This is a genomic window from Photorhabdus sp. RM96S (assembly GCF_042879335.1).
Taxonomy (GTDB): Bacteria; Pseudomonadota; Gammaproteobacteria; order Enterobacterales; family Enterobacteriaceae; genus Photorhabdus; species Photorhabdus kayaii.
The window spans coordinates 1-2,307 of sequence record NZ_JBHFKT010000102.1; the positions used below are offsets into that span (position 1 = coordinate 1).

Here is a 2,307-nt window from a genome sequence, read left to right on the forward strand (position 1 = left end):
AGCGGTGTCATAAACTTGCTTATTGATATCCGCTGGCGAGGGGTCTTTATTACCTGCGTTGATCAATTTTTCTCTGGCCGCGGCTTTGTCCTGTTCACTGATATGGTCCAGCTTCGCTTTCGCCGCTTTGGTGGCGATAATTTTCCCTTCGGTACGGGCTATCTCGGTCATCTGGGCGCTGAGTTCGCCAATCAGTTGCGCCTGTTTCAGCCGTTGCTGTGCTTTTTCCTTATCAAATATTGGACTGAGGACATTCGCGGCATTATCGGTATCGCGACTTAAGTTCGCGACATCCTGCGTCTGGTGCGCCTTATCCCGGATAATCAGATTGCCGTCACTGACCGCAGCGTGCGTGGTGCTGCTGTCATGGCCCTGGTTATGGGAACCGCTCAGCCCATTGACCGCCAGATTATTCAGGACCTGACTGGCGGTGGGTTGGCCGAGGCTGACGCCCGCGCTTTGCTGCTCAACAGTAAAGTCCGCTTGATTGTGAATGTCCCTGAAGCCCAGCGTTCCGGTGTTCAGGGTGTTTTTGGTTTTGTCAGCGTGACTCGCTATCACCGCGCCGTCCAGTTGGGTGTGGTCACCGACGTTAACCTGATAGCCGCCTTTGCCGGCAAACAGCCCGGTCTGCTCCTGCACGCTGTCATAGTTGCTGTGCAGTTTATTGCGGCTGGCATTGAGGCTCGCGGTACCATTGGTGAGGGGGCCTACAGTAACATTAGCCCCGGCGCTGGCATTCTGTTGTTGGCTGTCATAGCGCTGGCTGTCCTGCTCGCTGCTGAGGGTCAGATGACGTTTCACCTCGGCAGTAATCTGTTCGCCGCTGACTTGTGCCCCTTTCAGCGTGGTATCCCGGCCACTGTTCAGCCCGACGGTCTGTCCCGCCTGTAATGTGGTGTTAGTATGACTGACGCCGTTGCCGTTTTCGTGACCGTTGCCCCGACTGACATTGGCCGAGACGCTCAGACCGGTGCCCCCCGGCCCTGCGGTCAGGCCCACGCCCAGCGAGCTGCCGTGACTGCTGTTCTTGCCGGTAGTCTGTTCGGTGTTCTGGCTGGATGAGAGCTGAATATCCCGGTGAGCATTCAGTTGCAGGTCTTTGCCCGCCTGTAACTGGCTGCCCTGAATACGGATATCGCCATTCTGGCCTGATGCGCCTTTGCCATCCCCTTTGGCGGTTATGGTCAGGTTATCCCCGGCAGTGAGATGGCTGCCCTGTTGGGTGGTCTGACGGTGCTGCTGTTCTGAACGGGAAGATTGACGCCCATAAGACAGGCTCACCCCGGCCAGATTATTATTGCCTTTATCATCACTGCCCTGAGCTTCCGCCAGTCGGCCTGCCTGCGCCGCTTGCACTCCGCTGAGGGCGGCTTTAGTGTTTTGCAGGGCTTTCACTCGCGGGTCACTTTCAGTGCGGGCGGTTCTGGCTGTTTGCGCCGCGCTGTTGACGGCCCCGCCTGCTGTGCCACTCAGCGCCACGGTTAAGCCGCGCTGTTTTTGCTCGGTTTTTGTCGTGGTGTGATGGCGGTTTTCCGCGCTGGTGATATCGACCTGTTGACCAGCGAGCGTCAGGTCTTTACCGGCAATCACCTCACTGCCGTGAACCCGGAGCTGTTCTCCTGCGTTGAGGGTGGCATTGCCCTGACTGCTGCCGACCGTGCTGCCTTTACTCAGCTGGCGGTCACTGTCGGTGGTGACTTTCTGGCTGGCTTTACCTAAGGTGAAGCCAATCCCCCCAGTCCCCATCAGGCCCGATTTTTTCTCCTGCCGCAAGTGGGTTTCATCGTGCGCTTCGGCTGCGGTGGTGACGGTGAGCTGATGACCGGCGTTCAGGCTGACATCCTGCGTGCCAGCGACGTTACTGCCGATGATGTTTAGGTCTTTACCGGCCTGTAGAGTCACTTTATTGCCACTGAATGTGGTGCTGAGCGCCTGCCGGTCATGCACTTCATCGTGGGTTTCCACTGACGATTTCGACAGCCAGCCTTTGCTGGTTTGTTTACTGTGCTCCACTAAGTCGGATGAGGCCGTACCGGTGGTCAGCGTCAGGTTATTCCCGGCCTGCGCCGTCAGCTGTTGACCGGCGTTAACGTGGGCGGCAGTGGCGTTCAAATCCTGTCCGGCTTGCAATGTCACATCACCTGCGCCGGTTATCTGGCTGCCGATATCCTGTTGTTGGGTCAGATGGCGAGTGTTATCTTTCCCCCAGTCGCCCTGTTCTGTGCGACGTGTACTTAAGGTGTCCAGCGTCAGGTTATGGCCTGCCGTTATCTCGGTGTGACCGTCTTTACCCGCATTCTTGAC

At 57.6% G+C, this 2,307-nt stretch carries 1 protein-coding gene; it reads right to left on the reverse strand.

Annotation, left to right across the window (positions count from 1 at the left end):
- Positions 1 to 2,307, reverse strand: a 2,307-nt coding sequence (locus ACGF49_RS24355; protein WP_387493248.1) for a hemagglutinin repeat-containing protein, incomplete at both ends; no start/stop codon positions are given.